The sequence below is a fragment of the Capnocytophaga cynodegmi genome (assembly GCF_002302475.1).
GTDB lineage: Bacteria > Bacteroidota > Bacteroidia > Flavobacteriales > Flavobacteriaceae > Capnocytophaga > Capnocytophaga cynodegmi.
Genome location: NZ_CP022378.1, coordinates 1,417,557 through 1,432,940 on the forward strand (window position 1 = coordinate 1,417,557; position 15,384 = coordinate 1,432,940).

Annotated in this window: 12 protein-coding genes; 7 read left to right on the plus strand and 5 right to left on the minus strand. The window is 33.6% G+C overall.

The window, feature by feature from the left end; genetic code table 11:
* Nucleotides 1-106 precede the first annotated feature (106 nt).
* The 7 genes from CGC48_RS06240 to CGC48_RS06270 all read left to right on the plus strand — a co-directional run bounded on the left by CGC48_RS06240 (nucleotide 107) and on the right by CGC48_RS06270 (nucleotide 9,833).
* Nucleotides 107-760: a carbonic anhydrase gene (locus CGC48_RS06240; protein ID WP_098028891.1), complete on the plus strand. Its 654-nt coding sequence runs from the start codon at nucleotides 107-109 to the stop codon at nucleotides 758-760.
* 156 nt (nucleotides 761-916) lie between these two features.
* The gene (locus CGC48_RS06245; protein WP_098028892.1) at nucleotides 917-3,178 is read left to right on the plus strand and encodes an inorganic phosphate transporter; all 2,262 of its coding nucleotides are present in this window, start codon (nucleotides 917-919) and stop codon (nucleotides 3,176-3,178) included.
* 161 nt (nucleotides 3,179-3,339) lie between these two features.
* Entirely contained in the window at nucleotides 3,340-4,851 is a 1,512-nt protein-coding gene (locus tag CGC48_RS06250) for an NAD(P)H-hydrate dehydratase (protein WP_098028893.1), read from the plus strand.
* A gap of 61 nt (nucleotides 4,852-4,912) precedes the next feature.
* Nucleotides 4,913-6,091 carry a glycosyltransferase family 4 protein gene (locus CGC48_RS06255; protein WP_198537128.1) on the plus strand — a complete coding sequence of 393 codons (1,179 nt, stop codon included), beginning with the start codon at nucleotides 4,913-4,915 and terminating at the stop codon, nucleotides 6,089-6,091.
* A gap of 16 nt (nucleotides 6,092-6,107) precedes the next feature.
* A complete protein-coding gene (mutS, locus tag CGC48_RS06260; RefSeq protein ID WP_198537164.1) occupies nucleotides 6,108-8,672 on the plus strand; it encodes a DNA mismatch repair protein MutS in 2,565 nt (854 codons plus the stop codon).
* A 12-nt stretch (nucleotides 8,673-8,684) separates the two neighbouring features.
* Complete coding sequence (locus CGC48_RS06265; RefSeq protein WP_098028895.1) at nucleotides 8,685-9,215, plus strand: hypothetical protein; 531 nt, start codon at nucleotides 8,685-8,687, stop codon at nucleotides 9,213-9,215.
* A 123-nt stretch (nucleotides 9,216-9,338) separates the two neighbouring features.
* Nucleotides 9,339-9,833: a hypothetical protein gene (locus CGC48_RS06270; RefSeq protein WP_232780459.1), complete on the plus strand. Its 495-nt coding sequence runs from the start codon at nucleotides 9,339-9,341 to the stop codon at nucleotides 9,831-9,833.
* 1 nt (nucleotide 9,834) lies between these two features.
* Here CGC48_RS06270 and CGC48_RS06275 read toward each other — a convergent pair whose 3' ends face one another.
* From CGC48_RS06275 to CGC48_RS06295, 5 genes are read right to left on the minus strand one after another with little or no spacing between them, the layout of a single operon-like run.
* Nucleotides 9,835-10,911, minus strand: coding sequence for a glycosyltransferase family 4 protein (locus CGC48_RS06275; protein WP_098028896.1), 1,077 nt, complete (start codon nucleotides 10,909-10,911; stop codon nucleotides 9,835-9,837).
* The gene (locus CGC48_RS06280) at nucleotides 10,911-12,065 is read right to left on the minus strand and encodes a glycosyltransferase (protein WP_098028897.1); all 1,155 of its coding nucleotides are present in this window, start codon (nucleotides 12,063-12,065) and stop codon (nucleotides 10,911-10,913) included. The genes CGC48_RS06275 and CGC48_RS06280 overlap by 1 nt, the downstream gene beginning before the upstream one ends.
* Nucleotides 12,062-13,309: a glycosyltransferase gene (locus CGC48_RS06285; protein ID WP_098028898.1), complete on the minus strand. Its 1,248-nt coding sequence runs from the start codon at nucleotides 13,307-13,309 to the stop codon at nucleotides 12,062-12,064. Before CGC48_RS06285 ends, CGC48_RS06280 begins: the two co-directional genes overlap by 4 nt.
* Nucleotides 13,306-14,355, minus strand: coding sequence for a glycosyltransferase family 2 protein (locus tag CGC48_RS06290; protein ID WP_232780460.1), 1,050 nt, complete (start codon nucleotides 14,353-14,355; stop codon nucleotides 13,306-13,308). Before CGC48_RS06290 ends, CGC48_RS06285 begins: the two co-directional genes overlap by 4 nt.
* A 2-nt stretch (nucleotides 14,356-14,357) precedes the next feature.
* Nucleotides 14,358-15,296 (minus strand): glycosyl transferase family 90, encoded by a 939-nt coding sequence (locus CGC48_RS06295; protein WP_098028900.1) that lies wholly within the window; start codon nucleotides 15,294-15,296, stop codon nucleotides 14,358-14,360.
* Nucleotides 15,297-15,384: the final 88 nt, after the last annotated feature.

A 15,384-nucleotide genomic window follows, 5' to 3' on the forward strand; every position in this document is an offset into this window, starting at 1 on the left:
TGTGATATATTTAACTTACTTGAGAAATTTGATTTTTCTGAAAATAATATTCGTTTATCATTTGTTTTTTTACCTTTGTCGCTAAAGATTTTTTAAAAAGTAATTTATGCCTACATATAAGAGTATCTTTGAGAATAATAAAAAATGGGTGGAGAGGAAGAAAGGAGAAAATATGAATTTTTTCAAGGAATTGGCTAAAAATCAAAATCCAGATTTTTTATACATTGGATGTTCGGATAGTCGTGTAACTGCTGAAGAATTAATGGGTTTGGGACCTGGTGAGGTGTTTGTACATCGAAATATTGCCAATGTGGTTAATACTCTTGATATGAGTTCAACAGCTGTAATTCAGTATGCGGTGGAACATTTGAAAGTGAAACACATTATCGTTTGTGGGCATTATGGTTGCGGTGGAGTAAAAGCAGCGATGCAGTCAAAAGATTTTGGATTGTTAAATCCTTGGCTTAGAACCATTCGTGATGTGTATCGTTTGCATCAAACGGAATTGGATAATATTAGCGATGAAGAACTCCGCTACCAGCGTTTGGTAGAGTTAAACGTTTTAGAGCAATGTTTAAATGTTATCAAAATGGCTTGTGTACAAGAAAGTTATCTTGAACATAAATTTCCGACTGTTCATGGTTGGGTTTTTGATTTGAAGACAGGACGTTTGATTGATTTGAATATCAACTTTGAAGAAGTTTTGAGTGAAGTTCAAAAAATATACAACCTTACAGGGCAGGAAAAGTGTAAGGACTAGAAAATATGATTTTGTGTTTTTATGAAAGAATGATATTTTATGGCTCTCAAAATCATTTTTTGGTATAATAAAAGTAGTAAAAAACGGCTATTGTTAACGATTTGATAACATATATTATGTTCGATTAGCGGATATTTGCCTCAAAAAAGAATAAGTATGGAACAAGTGTACATCTTTATGCTCTTCGTTTTCTTTGTCCTTGCTGTTGTTGATTTGACAGTGGGGGTGAGTAACGATGCAGTAAATTTTTTAAACTCGGCAGTGGGTTCAAAAGTAGCAACCTTACGAACTATTATGATTATAGCCAGTATTGGTGTGGCTTTTGGAGCTATTTTTTCAAGTGGAATGATGGAAATTGCCCGAAAAGGAATTTTTAATCCAACAGAATTTTATTTTGATGAAGTGATGGTCATTTTTATGGCAGTTATGCTCGCCGACATATTACTTCTCGATCTTTTCAATACGTTAGGATTACCGACATCAACTACCGTTTCTATTGTATTTGAATTACTTGGAGCTGCGGTTTGTTTGGCAATTATTAAAATCAGTACGAACGGAGAATCACTTACAACACTTGGGCAATATATTAACACAAAAGAAGCAACCAAAATAGTAACGGGGATTTTTACATCAATTGTAATTGCCTTTACAGTGGGGACAATTGTTCAGTATTTAGCTCGATTGGTTTTTTCTTTCCGTTATGAAAAAAATATCAGATATGTAGGAGGTGTTTTCGGCGGTATTGCTCTAACAGCACTTACTTACTTTATTATTTTTAAAGGATTGAAAGGAGTCGCTTTTATTTCAAAAGAGGCGATTAACTGGATGGATACAAACATCATCTATATTTTGCTTGGCTGTGTTGTTTTTTATTCAGTGCTTTCTCATATTTTAATTCAGTTGAGAATTAATATATTCCGAATAGTTATCTTGAGTGGTACGTTTGCTCTGGCGATGGCTTTTGCTGGAAATGATTTGGTTAACTTCATTGGGGTTCCTGTGGCTGCTTGGCAATCGTTTGAGTTATGGCAACATTCAGGAGAAGAGCATAATAGCTTCTTGATGTCTGGTTTGAGTGAAGGAATGACGGCACCAACATCTTTGTTGCTTTTGGCGGGGTCTATAATGGTTCTGACGCTTTGGTTCTCTAAAAAAGCACGTAATGTGATGGAAACAGAGGTAAGTCTTTCACATCAGGGTGATGGAGATGGAGAAGAAAAATTTGCTTCGAATATGCTGTCTCGCCTTATTGTCAGGATTACGGTGTTCATTTCCTACGTGGTTAATGCTATTATTCCAAAATCGTTGAGCAAGAAAATAGACAAACGTTTTGAGAAGCCAGAGGAAGATTCAAAAACTCGTAAAGAAGATTTACCCGCATTTGATTTGGTTCGTGCGGCAATGAATCTGGTTGTTTCGAGTAGCTTGATAGCGATGGGAACTTCTTTAAAACTTCCATTATCAACAACTTATGTTACTTTTATGGTGGCGATGGGGTCTTCTTTGGCTGACAGAGCTTGGGGAAGAGATAGTGCCGTTTATCGTGTGGCGGGAGTAATCAGAGTTGTTGGAGGCTGGTTTATGACTGCAATTGTTGCCTTTTTCGGAGCGTTTATTGTTGCTGCCGTTTTGTATTATGGTGAGATTATCGGATTAATTTCTCTGATTTCGTTCGTTGGATTTTTGTTATTCCGCAGTGCTATGAGTTACAAGAAAAAACAAAAAGAAAAAGAAGAGAATAAAAGAAATATGTTTGAACAGGCTGATTTAGCTACTATTAGTGGAGTTATCAAAGAAAGTTCAAATTATATAGCAACTACAATTTCGAAGATTGAAACTGTTTATGGTGAGGTTGTTAAAAACTTAGGAACTCAGGATTTGGGCAATTTGACTAAGGACAAAAAAACAACTAAAAAGTTAGAAAAAGAACTCGATGGTTTGAAAGGAAACGTCTTTTACTTCATTAAATCTTTGAATGAGAGTTCTGTAGCTTCGAGTAAGTTTTACATAATGATTTTGGATAACTTACAGGATATGGCACAATCGCTACACGCCATAACTACGCATAGTTACGAACACGTTAATAATAATCATAAGAATCTGAAATTTAATCAGTTAAGAGATTTGAAATGGATTTCAGAAAGTCTTGAAAAATTACTTCAAAACGAAGCGAAATTGTTCACAGGAGAAAATTACTCGAATCTAAATCAAATCTTGCAAGAAGGTATGATTTTGAAAAAAGATGTTTCGAGAATGGTACAAAAGCAGATTGATAGAATCCGAACCTCTGAAACAAGTCCGAAAAATACCAAATTGTATTTCAACTTGTTACTCGAAACGAATGCTTTAGTACGTGCAAATAACAATCTTTTATTACAATTCAAAGAGTTTCAGGAGGAGCAAAAGAAAGTGAAATAAAATATTAAGACAACAAAGTGAAACTCCAAATTTCATACAGAAGTTTGGAGTTTTTCCTTTTTTAAGATTAATTATTTGTTTTCTTAGTAAAAAGGCATATCTTTGAAGAATTATTAATTAGTAATTTCGGATTTTTAAATCTTTGTTTCATCTGCATATTTATGAAAATTTTATTTACAGAACAAATACAGCAGGCATATAATCAAACTATTAAAAAACAGAATATAACTTGCAAGAAGCTTATGGAAAGGGCTTCTAAGCAGGTTTTTTTGTGGTTACAAGAGAACACGGATTTAAATAAAAAGGTAGTAATTTATGTTGGTGTGGGCAACAATGGCAGTGATGGGTTGGCTGTTGCTCAAATGCTTTCCAAAGCCAAGAGAAATGTAGAGGTTTTTATAGTAAATTTTAATGAAAATCCAACAGAGGAATTTTTGAAAAATTTAGGTACACTTGTCCGAAATAAAAAAGTAAAAATAAATGATTTGTATTCTTGTTCGGAAATTCCTGAAATTCCATCAGATGTGATTGTTGTAGATGCTATTTTTGGAGCAGGTTTTAATCGATATGTTTCCGATTGGATGCAATGTATTTTTGAGAAAATCAATGAATCAGGAGCTTATGTTGTAAGCATTGATATTCCTTCAGGTCTCTATTTGGATAGAATACCGATGATGGATGAAGTTTTTGTCCAACCTAATGTAGTGCTTACATTTCAAGTTCCAAAATTGATTTTCTTACTGCCCGAAACAGGAAAATATATTCCTAATTGGCAAATATTGGACATTGGTCTGGATACGTCTGTTATAGATGAAATAGATTCTGATTTTCATTTTGTTACTGATGAGGATGTTGCCAAAATATATAAGCCGAGAGATAAATTTTCACACAAAGGTTCGTTTGGACACGCTCTGCTCGTTGGGGGAAGCTATGGTAAAATGGGGGCAATGGTTTTGAGTGGAAATGCAGTGTTAAGGTCAGGAGCAGGTTTGCTGACGATGCTCTCGCCCCAATCTGGATATGAAATCTTGCAAACCGCTGTGCCCGAAGCAATGGTAATTACCTCAGAGGGGAAAAAATATCTTTCTCCTACAAAAATATTTTTTGAACCCTCTGCAATAGGGGTAGGAGTGGGTATGGGAACTCAACCGCAAACGGCAGAAACCTTGTTTGACCTATTTGAACAATATCCTAATACACCATTTGTAATTGATGCCGATGCACTGAATATTCTTTCCGAAAATCCAAAAGAATTTTCTAAAATTCCTAAAAATGCTATTCTGACACCACATCCTGTTGAGTTGGAACGACTTATTGGTTCTTGGAAAGATGATTTTGATAAGATAAAGAAAGCAAAAAAATTTGCGAAAAAACATCAAGTAATTGTAATTATAAAAGGAGCTTATACAATGATTACCGATGGATCTCATTTTTGGGTGAATTCTACAGGTAATGCTGGAATGGCGACAGCAGGCAGTGGCGATGTGCTTACAGGAATTTTGATAGGATTACTATCTCAGGGATATAGTTCTTTGGAATCAAGTATTTTAGGTGTATATTTACACGGAAAGGCAGGTGATAAAATTGCCTCCGAAAAAGGGCAAGAGAATCTCATTGCAAGTGACTTATATAGAGAAATAAAATTTAACTATTTTTTAAGATTGTACAATTAAACGGAATTAAAATTGTGGTGTTTCTTTTATTTCCTTACCTTTGCTCGGTGCAGATACTAATATGAAAGAATTTACTTTTTTACAAAGTCCAGAAATAACCGCAATTTGGATTTTTGTGTTGTCATTTGCGGTCTGTTATTTGGCAATGCCCAGTATCATATATGTTGTGAGGCAAAGAAATTTGATGGATAATCCCAACGAAAGAAGTTCTCATTCACAAAAAACACCAACAATGGGGGGTATAGCTTTCTATATCAGCTTGATTTTTACCCTCTTTTTCATTGGTAGGTATGATGTTAATTATACGGGAATTAATGTAGTTTCGGGTGTTAGTATTATGTTTTTCTTAGGGCTTAAAGACGATTTAACGGGTGTAAATCCAAGTACTAAAGTCGTCGCCCAAATTGCAGCTACTTTCATACTACTTTTGTTCGGAACAGAAATGAGAATATATTCTTTGTCTGGTTTTCTGTGGTTTGACGAAATTCCCTTCTGGTTTTCAATACTTTTCAGTTGCTTCGTTGTAATGACTATTGTTAATTCTTTTAATTTGATTGATGGAATCAATGGTTCGGCGGCAATGGTAGGTATTGTTATCTTTGCGTGTTTTGGTTATGTTTTTTATCAATCTGAAGATATATATTATTTCTTATTTTCAGTTTTGTGTATTGGTTTTTTATTGGCTTTTTTAAGATATAATTTATCTTCCAAGAAGAAAATCTTTATGGGAGATACTGGTTCAATGGTTGTGGGTTTCATTATTGGTATTTTGGCATTAAAGTTTCTCTCGTTGTCTTCCACAGATTTGGAAAAAGCATACATCAATCCGCTTAATAAAATATGGGTTTTATTGGCTATCGTTTTTATTCCTTTCTTTGATACCACACGTGTTTTCATTGCAAGAACCATTCGAGACGGAAAACCCTTCAAAGCTGACCGAAATCATATTCATCACGTGATGATTGATTATATGGCACTTTCACACGGGAGAGCAAGTCTTTTGTTGGCTACAATCAATTTAGTGATTTTTCTTATTGTTATGTTTCTAAATACAATTTTTTCGCCTATTCACCTGTTTGCTTCAATATTTCTGATTTTCATAGGATTGGTGATAACATTGTTTTATTTTAACAGAAGTTATATAACAAGAAAAAGTAAACATAAGATTCGAAAAATATTAAACTCATCAGGATTAAACAAAATCAATAAAAAACAAAAACACAGTGGCAAAGCAGACTAAGAAAGAAACTCCCTTAATGAAGCAATACAATCAGATTAAAGCAAAATATCCTGATGCGTTGTTGCTTTTCAGGGTGGGGGATTTTTATGAAACGTTTGGTGAGGACGCTGTAAAGGCTGCCCAAGTGCTTGATATTGTGCTTACCAACCGAAATAATGGTAGCGAACGCACGGAACTTGCTGGTTTTCCGCATCATTCAATAAACAACTATTTGCCAAAATTAGTCAAGGCGGGTTATAGGGTTGCAATTTGTGACCAACTTGAAGACCCTAAGACTGTTAAAGGCATCGTGAAACGCGGTGTTACTGAGCTGGTTACCCCTGGTGTAGCTTTAAACGATGATATTCTTCATTCAAAATCGAACAACTTTTTGGCTTCCGTATGGTTTGCAAAAAATATAAACGGAGTCAGTTTTCTGGATATTTCCACAGGCGAATTTTTGGTAGCACAAGGAGATAAAGCTAACATTGATAAGCTATTACAAAACTTCAAGCCGAGCGAAATTCTGGTGGCGAAAAAGCAAAAAAAAGAGTTTACAGAAAGTTTTGGTGATGATTTTCATCTTTTCTTTTTAGAAGATTGGGTGTACAAGGAGGATTACGCTCGTCAAATTCTAACGCAACATTTTCAAACCAATTCTTTAAAAGGATTTGGCGTAGAGGAACTTACAGAATCTTTATTAGCTGCGGGTTCTATTCTTTATTATCTATCTGAAACACAACATAATAAATTACAACATATTACTTCCATTCAGTGGATTGTGGAAGATGCTTACGTATGGTTGGATAAGTTCACTATTCGCAATTTGGAGCTTTATACAGGAACTTCCAGCCAATCGGTAACCCTTTTGGACGTCATTGACAAAACGATTTCTGCAATGGGTAGCCGAACCTTAAAACGCTGGTTAGCACTTCCGTTGAAGGATATCGCCAAAATAAAGCAACGTCACGAGGTGGTTTCGCACTTTATGGGGCATATTGATGCGTTGCAAAAGATTAAAGAACATATTTCAAAAATAAGTGATATTGAGCGACTTATTTCAAAAGTTGCGACAGGGAAGATTACGCCTCGTGAGGTCGTTCAGCTGAAAAATTCACTGGAAATGATTCCTCCGATAAAAGAAATATGCAATCAAGCTAAAAATCACGATTTGAATGTTTTAGCCGATAAATTGCATTCGTGTGAAGAGCTTTGTGATCAGATTGCCGTAACGCTTAATGAGGAAGCTCCGGTCAATATTCTGAAAGGGAATGCCATAAAAGAAGGAGTTTCTGCGGAATTGGACGAACTTCGCAAACTTTCTGTTTCAGGGAAAGCCTATTTGGACGAGATGCTCAAAAGAGAGACCGAAAAAACTGGAATTTCTTCTTTAAAAATCGATTATAACAATGTTCACGGATATTATATTGAGGTTCGTAACACGCACAAAGACAAGGTTCCGCAAGATTGGATTCGTAAACAAACCCTCGTTAATGCCGAAAGATACATCACGGAGGAATTAAAAACTTACGAAGCTAAAATTTTAGGAGCAGAAGAGAAAATAGCACAACTTGAACAAGCTATTTTTGCCGAATTGATTATTTCGATAGGAAATTATATTGCTCAGGTACAGCAAAATGCAACGCTTATTGGTCAGTTGGATTGCCTCTGCGGATTTGCCTCACTTGCTCTTGAAAATAATTACAATCGCCCTGAAATGGACGAGTCATTCATTTTAGATATCAAAGATGGAAGGCATCCAGTCATTGAAAAACAATTGCCTGTGGGCGTTCCTTATATCGCCAATGATGTATATCTTGACCGTGATTCACAGCAAATTATAATGATTACAGGACCCAATATGTCAGGTAAATCTGCGATTTTGCGTCAGACTGCACTCATTGTTTTGTTGGCACAGATTGGAAGTTTTGTTCCGGCTGATTCAGCACGAATAGGTATTGTGAATAAGATTTTTACGCGTGTTGGGGCTAGTGATAATATTTCAATGGGAGAATCAACTTTTATGGTTGAAATGAACGAAGCAGCCCTGATTTTGAATAATATATCAGAACGAAGTTTAGTTTTACTTGATGAGATAGGCAGAGGAACAAGTACTTACGACGGGATTTCTATCGCTTGGGCAATAGCTGAATATTTGCACGAACATCCATCGAAGGCAAAAACCTTATTTGCAACACATTATCACGAACTTAATGAAATGACTGATGGTTTCGAGCGGATTAAAAACTTCAACGTTTCAGTCAAAGAAACTAAGGATAATGTATTGTTTATCCGAAAGTTAGTTTCTGGTGGGTCTGCTCATAGCTTTGGTATTCACGTAGCAAAAATGGCAGGAATGCCTCAATTTGTTATTCAGAAGGCCAATAAAATGCTCAAAAAACTGGAAAGTTCACACGCTTCGGAAGATACTTCACAAAAGTTAAAATCAGCTCAAAAAGAAATGCAACTTAGCTTTTTCAATATGGACGACCCACTTCTGGAAGAAATAAAGTCAGAGATTTTGCAGTTGGATATCAATACATTAACTCCCGTTGAGGCACTGATGAAACTTAATGAACTTCAACGGATGATTCAGAAATAAGGTAATTACCTGATGGCTCGGAAAATATATAAAAACAAGAAGGATAAGAAACCCCGAAAGGAATTTCAGCCTATTAGTAGTAAACATTCTTTCAAAAAAAGTTTGTATTTATTATTTATCTACGTTCCTTCACTTTTCGTTTACTTGATTTGTGAAAATGCACAAGGGGAGTTTCATTGGACAGATTATTTGTTTTTTATTGCTCTCATTTATACAGTAATATGGGTGTTTTCTCGTATTTTTATTCGCTTTCGTTTTGAGAAAACTTACTTTACTTTTGATGTTTTAGGAGGGCTTATCAGGCGAACATATCAAGATAAAGAAATTGATGGATTCTATGTAGATACTCATATTGAGACAGGATTTGTCTATCACTACATCTACTTGTATAGTAAAAATAAACGAATTGCAACCCTTTCCGATTTTGAATATCGTAATTTTAAGGCTCTTGAAGAATGTGTTTCTCGGAAATACAATTATTTGGGCTATAGAAAACGAAATTTCTTACAAATTTTAAAAGAAGGACTTGTCGATTTTTATTGATAAAATGTTTTAGTGAAATATTTAAGTTACGTCATATCATTTTTGTTTCACCCAATATGGTTTCCCATATATGGAACAATACTTTTTTTGTTAGCGGTCCCTATGTTTTTGCCTATTGAAGAAATGAAAAACGCTTGGACACTATTAGTTATTGCTTCAGTGGCTGCTCCTACTTTGTTATATCTTATTTTGTACACGATAAATTGGATAGATTCTCCGTTTGCAGTTTCGGCTGAGAAGCGGAAATGGGTTCTTTATGGTTATATTTCTCTTTTGGTGATTATTGCTCTGAAAATCATAACGATAGATAAATATCCCATATTGTATCTGTATATAATAAATCTGGCATTAGGTTGCTTTATAATTATATTTATGCAATTTTTCAAGCTGTTAGGAAGCCTGTCGATAATGTTGATGGGAGGAATTACAGGTTTTGCAGTATTTTTAAGTATATTTTATAATATTGATTTATTGTATGTAATATCAACTTTGGTTTTTATCAGTGGGTTGGTAGCTTCTTCACAAATCTATCTGTTTGGAAAGACGCTTTTGGTTTGTTTTGTGAGTTGGATTATAGGTTTTTTACCGCAAATATGTCTACTTTGGTTGAAGTTTTAGATTAGTTATCTTCAAGTACTTTTTTGTATAAATCCAAATATTTTTTTGCCATTATTTGATAATCAAACTGTTTTGCCCAAAGTTTAATTTTTTCACTAAAATCATTCGCGTTTTGGTTGAATGTGTATATTCCCTTTTTATAAGTTTCAACCATTTCTTTTGGATTGAAATTGTCAAAATAAAAAGCTAAACTACCACCTATTTCAGGTAAACTCGTCTTGTTGCTTAAAAAGACTGGCTTCCCGAAGGCCATTGCCTCAATGGGCGGAATACCAAATCCTTCAGCGATGGACGGATGACAGAGGGCCTTACAATTCTGTATAATTGCATATTTCTCTTCTTCGGACACATTCTTTAGAAAATGGACACGGTTTTCCATTCCCAGCTGCTTAATTCTTTCCTTCAGTTCGCTTGTGTAAGGTTCTTTTTCCTCGGAAGAAATTGATACAAAATCCTCTTCTATGTATGGAAGCATTTCAATGAGAGATTTTTGATTTTTCTTCTCAAATAAAACCCCTATGTTCAAAATATATTTTTTATTCTTCAAAAAGTTGTATTTTCCTAACTCGTAGGTTCGACTCTCTGGAAGTTCTATTCCATTATAGATAACAGAAACTCCTTTGAGTTTTTTAAAGTTGAAAAGATGTTTGTTTTTTAAGAAATCGTCTTTTACAAAATTTGATATACATACCAAGTAATCTACGGTTTCAAAACTTTTATTTATTCTATTGTATATTCTCTTTTTTTTAGCTTCTGTAAGGTTTTCATATAAGAAATTTAAATCGTGAAGTGTTAGAATTTTAATGGTATTTGTGTAATTTTTCCTAAAGTGAGGCGTTCCTTGATTACTGATGTGAATCAATTGAAAATTCTGACTGAAGTTCTCGAAATATTTGTGCCATTTTCTGTAGGGCACGATATTATTTCTGTTGATGTATTTTGCTAACTCATCTTCAGGGCCAAAGTAATACACCTCAAAAGGTTTGTTTTGAGTTTCAATGCCTTTAGCTATATTTCTAAATACATTGGCGAGTCCTGAATTTGGATAACGAAGTCTTTCTAAATCTATGAGAATCATTATGAACTTAAAAATCGATTAAAAAAATTTTTTTCGGTGGCTAAATTATGATTTTGGCTGAAAAAGTCAAAGGCTAATTGCTGTTGATGTCTGTAATAATCATTATCAGATATTAATTGATTAATAGCTTCTGCAAACTTTTGCGGACAATCAGCCACAACACACCCATTGTCGGATTTATTAGACAAACCATCAACACCTCTGCGATTAGTTACCACAGGGATATTGTATGATAGTGATTCTAAAACTTTGATTTTGACTCCAGTACCACTTAGCATTGGACAAATAGTAATTCGGCAGTTCTGATAAAAATCTGTAATATCATCTACCAAACCGTGTATTGTTACATTGTGATAAGGTTGTTTAATTTCTTGTCCTATTCTACCGATGATGTGTACTTTATGTTTTGAATCAATCAAAGGCAAAACTTCGTTCAGGAACCAATTAATCCCTTTGATGTTATGCGGATTTCTACTTGCCACATAAATTATGTCGTATTTGTAGACAGATTTTTTTACCAAAGGTTGGTGTTCAAAAGCAATAGGCTGATGCACTACTTTTTTATCTGAAAATTGCTCAAAAATATACTTTTCCTCAGAAGAAAATGTCCAAATTTCGTCAAAACGATTTATTATGTCTATTTCTGTCTGAAAATATTTGCCTATTTTTGACTTCTTATTCCGATTCTGAGCTGTTATAAAATCGTGTGTGTCTACTATTAAATAAGATTTGTATTTAATATCTTTTATCAAACTTCCCCAAGTAGCGTAGCTTATAATGATTTTGTCGTAATGTTTTGAGTTAATAATTTTGGTAAACTTCCTATGAAGGAAAGGATTTGAAATATCTATACTTGTTCCTCGCAATAACTTTGGAATAGCATTGGGAATTTTATACAGAAAAATAGATTTTAGAACCTTCTTTTTATCTATTTTTCTAGGTAAAAGGATAAGATTGATATTTGGATAAACAGTATTGAATTTTTTTATGGTATCAGAATTCCATTCGCCCCAATCACTAATAGAAACAAAATCTACCTCGCACGACTCAGATGCTTGGTTCAAGTAACCGAGCATTTGTTTAAACCGAGTGATGTTTCCAGCAGCACCAGCTACAGGGCAATCAGGTACAAAATAAAGTATTTTTTGTTTCATTTTTTACTTCCGTTAATTACTTCAGAAACTAATTCCTCCCATTGTTCGGCTATTTTTTCTGGATAAAAGTCTTTTACAAATTCTTTCCCTTTGGCACCCATCAATTCGCGAAGATTACTATCCTCCATAAGTTGTATCAAATATTCTTCCATTTCTGACTCATTATTAGCTAAATAACCATTTTCTTGATGTTGTACTAGTTGATTTACTCCCGAACAGTCTGTAAAACCAATGACGGGTAGTCCAGTTGACATAGCCTCCATAAGAGCGAGAGGAAAACCTTCGTACTTACTGGGAAAGATAAAAATATCCGCCTCTTGTAACTTCTGTAGAGGTGAGTCTGTAAATCCGTGTAAGAAAATTCGATTGCTAAGATCTTCTTTCTCTATCAATTCTTTCAAATACAGATAATCATTCCCTTCCCCCCAAAAGTGTAAATCCCATTCTGGATATTTTCTTGCATTTTTTGAAAAAATTCTTACAGCTACATCCTGTTGTTTACAACTTACTTGCAACGATGCGATATGTATTATAATTTTTCTTTCTTTATTTGGTAGAGTAATTTTATCTTCTACTTTCGGAGCAGGATTTCCGATAACCTTAATGTTACCTCGAAATGTTTCAGGTAAAAAATCTTTATAATTGTCAAATAGAATTTGAATAGCTGTCAATTTTTTATACGATTCCTTCAAATGGAAGATATCTATTTTGCTTCTGTGCCAAAGTAAATCTGTATAGTCGTAGTCTGGACGCCCATTGGTGGAATTGATAATAGGAATATCATATTCATTTTCAAAAGTGATTTCTAATAACGAACCTATTGACATTGTGATGATTAAGTCCGGATTGGTAATTTCAATATATTTCTTCCAAGCTTTGGATCGCTGTCTTAAATTAAACTTGTACAATTCATCCTCGCCACCCACTTTATTTAATATTGTTTTATTCAGAAATTTAGCCTTTTTCTTTTGGAATTTATATTTTAACCACAAAAAAGGATTTTTTCCTTTATAACTATATATAGGATTAAGGGTAATTTGCTTTATATCAGTAGAATATATATTTGCAAGTTTAATTTTATTATTTAATGGATAAACTTCTTTTCCTTGTATATTTTCATTGGTAGCAACCTCTACATCATAGCCCAAAGAACAGAAATGATTTGCCAGAAAGGAGCAAATTTTTTCTGTACCCCCTCTGCCATTGATAAATGCAGTATGTTGAATTAAAACTATTTTTTTCATAATTCAGGGCGATTACGCATAGCAAAGCGTATTTTTTCTCTTTTTTGTTTTCGAATTTTTTTTATAGGGACAAACTTTAGCAAAAATAATTTTATTTTTGTTTCTATCCTAAAAATGTACTCTTTTGTCTGGGTAAATTTTGTATATCTTTCAAAAAATAAATCAAACTTCTTATGATTTTCAGCCTTTATAAAGTGACGAAATGGTTTGTTTAATTTTTGAAATTCTTCTTCCGTAATGTATGGAGCAACATTTTTATTGTAAAAATTATTTATTATCTCAAAAAGTTGTTTTTTCTGTTCTTCTGTAAAAGGCATTTTAAGATACCTGTCAAAGGGCTCATATTGTAAAAAAAGAGCTAAATGCAAACTTTTTTGCTCAAATAACTGTTGCTTTACATAGAAGTCATTCAAAATGCTTAGCCATAGTGGGATGTCTGTTAATATTTTAGTTGTTTGTTGAATTATAGTTTTATGATTTTGATTTTCGTGCATTCGATAATGGTATATTCCTTTCGGATTAAAACCAATTTTATTTGTTAAAGCCAAAAGTTGATGTGAGAAAATGCCGTCTTCACAAGGTTGAATTCCTTCTGGAAAACGAATGTCAACAAATTTTTCTAGTAAACTTTTCCTTAAGAATAGTGCACAAGTTGGGAGTAAAGCCACATCTGGAAATCGCCTACCATAATATTCTCCTACTACTATGATGTCGTAATGCCCTTGTTCTGCTACTTCTACAGATGTTTTAATAAAATCTTTTTCTATAGTATCATCAGAATCTAAAAAGTAAATGTAATCTCCTTTTGCTACTTGAATTCCTCTGTTTCTTGTAATAGAAACTCCTCTATTTGTTTGTGATATAAACACTACATTGTGTTCTATGCTGTATTTCTGGCAAACCTCAGCGGAGCCATCCGTACTTCCATCGTCTATCAAAATTAATTCTATTGCTGAGTAACTTTGTTGAAGAACACTAAGGATAGTTTCTTCCACAAAATTCTCTACATTGTAAATAGGTATAATAACAGATACTAATGGATTCATTTTCAATTATCAAAATATTTTTCCAAAACCATCAAACTGCACAAATCTTCAATATTTTGATTCCAAAATTGTTCACAATGTTTGTGTGCATTTTTTATAATTTCCATACATTTTTCAGGGTGAGAAATATAAAAATTTAGCCGTTCTTCTAAATCCGAGTAATCAGGTTTTATTTCAATATAATGTTTTCCTCCGATAAGAGTGCCTTCCATAAACCAAGTTTCGATGGTAGGTCTGGGCATCACTGCAACTGAATTTGAAGACATTATCCACTTTAAGTTTGTTGCCACATCATTGCCTTGCAAACTTAAAATGAATTTATAATCTAAGTGTTCTTCAATAGAAATTTTAGGTTTAAGCCATTCGCTTTCAGTTATTCCAACCTTGCCTACAGCTCCCAAATCACAAAGTAGATGACCGAAATATTTTTGATAAAAATCATATCGATGTTGTTGATAAATTGCTCCTCTACCAATCAATAAATTTTTCTTTTCATAGAAAGGTTTGTCATTTTCTATCCAAACAAAATGTCGAGCTTTGTCCAAATTTAGCAAAACACTATTTTGATTATCATCAGAAATCGGACGGCTTTTCACGATAGAAGGCGTATCTGGGATGTGTGTAACATCACCAAAGACAAAGTCAATCGGTTGGTTTTTATCAAAAAAACGGGCATACTCATAAGTGTCAAAATAATAAGCCTTTGGCGTTTGAGGCGTTCGTAGGTCTTTAATAGATCTTTTTCCTGACAAAAAAACAGAAGCATTACTGGTTTTGCAGTAATAATTCAAACGACTTTCTACATTTTTGAGCTCTATTTCAGTTACTTTTGATTTTAAATTTGAAATATGTCTTTTATAATCCCCATCACGATTGCCAAAAAAACACAATCCATAATTGCGTATATAATACCAAAACTTAACTTGTTTGTTAATTTTCATAATTTTATGTTCACCAAAAGTCCTTTCGGCAAAAATACAGAAATAATTTTAAAAATACTTTATCTCTCTTTTGTTTTACAAGAAAATA

What these genes read in the sequence shown, in the direction of transcription:
- CGC48_RS06270 (WP_232780459.1), top strand. Translation starts at nt 9,339, where the DNA reads ATGAAAAACGCTTGGACACTATTAGTTATTGCTTCAGTGGCTGCTCCT.
- CGC48_RS06285 (WP_098028898.1), bottom strand. Translation starts at nt 13,309, where the DNA reads ATGAAAAAAATAGTTTTAATTCAACATACTGCATTTATCAATGGCAGA.
- CGC48_RS06280 (WP_098028897.1), bottom strand. Translation starts at nt 12,065, where the DNA reads ATGAAACAAAAAATACTTTATTTTGTACCTGATTGCCCTGTAGCTGGT.
- mutS (WP_198537164.1), top strand. Translation starts at nt 6,108, where the DNA reads ATGAAGCAATACAATCAGATTAAAGCAAAATATCCTGATGCGTTGTTG.
- CGC48_RS06240 (WP_098028891.1), top strand. Translation starts at nt 107, where the DNA reads ATGCCTACATATAAGAGTATCTTTGAGAATAATAAAAAATGGGTGGAG.
- CGC48_RS06255 (WP_198537128.1), top strand. Translation starts at nt 4,913, where the DNA reads ATGAAAGAATTTACTTTTTTACAAAGTCCAGAAATAACCGCAATTTGG.
- CGC48_RS06290 (WP_232780460.1), bottom strand. Translation starts at nt 14,355, where the DNA reads ATGAATCCATTAGTATCTGTTATTATACCTATTTACAATGTAGAGAAT.
- CGC48_RS06250 (WP_098028893.1), top strand. Translation starts at nt 3,340, where the DNA reads ATGAAAATTTTATTTACAGAACAAATACAGCAGGCATATAATCAAACT.
- CGC48_RS06245 (WP_098028892.1), top strand. Translation starts at nt 917, where the DNA reads ATGGAACAAGTGTACATCTTTATGCTCTTCGTTTTCTTTGTCCTTGCT.
- CGC48_RS06275 (WP_098028896.1), bottom strand. Translation starts at nt 10,911, where the DNA reads ATGATTCTCATAGATTTAGAAAGACTTCGTTATCCAAATTCAGGACTC.
- CGC48_RS06265 (WP_098028895.1), top strand. Translation starts at nt 8,685, where the DNA reads ATGGCTCGGAAAATATATAAAAACAAGAAGGATAAGAAACCCCGAAAG.
- CGC48_RS06295 (WP_098028900.1), bottom strand. Translation starts at nt 15,296, where the DNA reads ATGAAAATTAACAAACAAGTTAAGTTTTGGTATTATATACGCAATTAT.